Annotated in this window: 2 protein-coding genes; both read left to right on the forward strand. The window is 40.8% G+C overall.

The window, feature by feature from the left end:
* Positions 1-10: 10 nt before the first annotated feature.
* Positions 11-796 carry an ABC transporter permease gene (locus tag LJE09_RS17180; RefSeq protein ID WP_227311597.1) on the forward strand — a complete coding sequence of 262 codons (786 nt, stop codon included), beginning with the start codon at positions 11-13 and terminating at the stop codon, positions 794-796.
* 2 nt (positions 797-798) lie between these two features.
* The coding region (locus tag LJE09_RS17185; protein WP_227311596.1) for an ABC transporter permease at positions 799-1295 on the forward strand (497 nt) is incomplete at its 3' end.

Below are 1295 nucleotides of genomic sequence, written 5' to 3' on the forward strand. Positions count from 1 at the left end.
GGCGAAGGAATTGCTTAAACTAATCAAATGCGAATTTTTGAAATTGAAACGGAAGAAATTTATTCCGCTGATTATTCTGGCTGCGTTCCTGTTTCCAATCCCGCTGACTTATCTGATGACAACGCCCTCTATGATGGAACGATATACGGATCGGGCAGATGCTTTCGATGGACTATTTAACATGGTGTTGGGATATGGTATCCAGTTTTTACTGCCCTGCATTATCGGAGTGATTGCCGCTATCCTGTTTTTTATGGAACGCGACAACGATACATTCAAAAATCTGCGTACAATTCCCGTAACCAGCACGCAAATGGTACTTGCAAAGATTATTGTCCTTTTTATCTTTGGAATTGTTTTTTGCGTGGCTTCTACCATTGCAACAATTCTTTGCGGAATTGGAACATTAGAAGTTTATGGAATTGGTTATAAGCTGTTTTTGGCGGTTGAAACGGGGATCTTCATTACGGCAGGAACACTCCCGTTGATTGTCCTTGTTGTCTTTTTCAGTAAGACCTATGTTTTTTCCATTTTACTGTGTGTCTTTTACAGTGTTCTGAACATGAGTGCTACGGCATTGTTTGACACACTGCCTAAAACTATATTATGGTTTCTGCCCACGCCACTGACTACATTTTGGAGTGCGGGAGATATGGCGGCTCATGGAATAAAAATGGACTTGGAGCAAATGACAGTGCTAATTCCCTCAACATTTCAAGTTGTATTCATTCTTGGGATTATGGCATTCGTTTCGTTCTTACTGATTGACAGACTATATAAGCGGAGGGGGGAATAAACATGGTTCGCATTGTAAAAACAGAATTTTATAAATTGAAAAGGTACCATATCCTTTGGGCGGGCGTTGCACTCATGCTCCTATCCGTCCTGCTGACCTTGTTTACCTCTATGGCGAATGATGGTTCCGCTTGGGATTTCGCCTATCTTACAGAACAGGTCATCAAAAACAATATGTCCATGATTTTTCCGATGTGTATCAGCCTAATTGCTGGATATATGATTTCTCGTGAGCAGACGGATGACACATTGAAAAATATTCTGACTGTGCCGATCTCTTTTAAGAAACTGTTGATCGGAAAATTGATTGTGTGTAGCGTATTGTCTATTATTTTCGGGCTAATATGCAGTCTGTTTACAATCATAGCAGAAATGATTGTGGGATTTTCCGGCTTTGAGATTTCCTTAGCTCTAAAAGCAGCCTTGCAGATTACTGCGGTTAATTTCTTTTTATATCTTGCGGTTCTGCCGATTATCGCTCTTACTTGTCGGAGGGCAGG

It is taken from the genome of Blautia sp. DFI.3.45 (assembly GCF_020593505.1).
In the GTDB taxonomy this organism is placed as follows: domain Bacteria; phylum Bacillota; class Clostridia; order Lachnospirales; family Lachnospiraceae; genus Blautia_A; species Blautia_A wexlerae.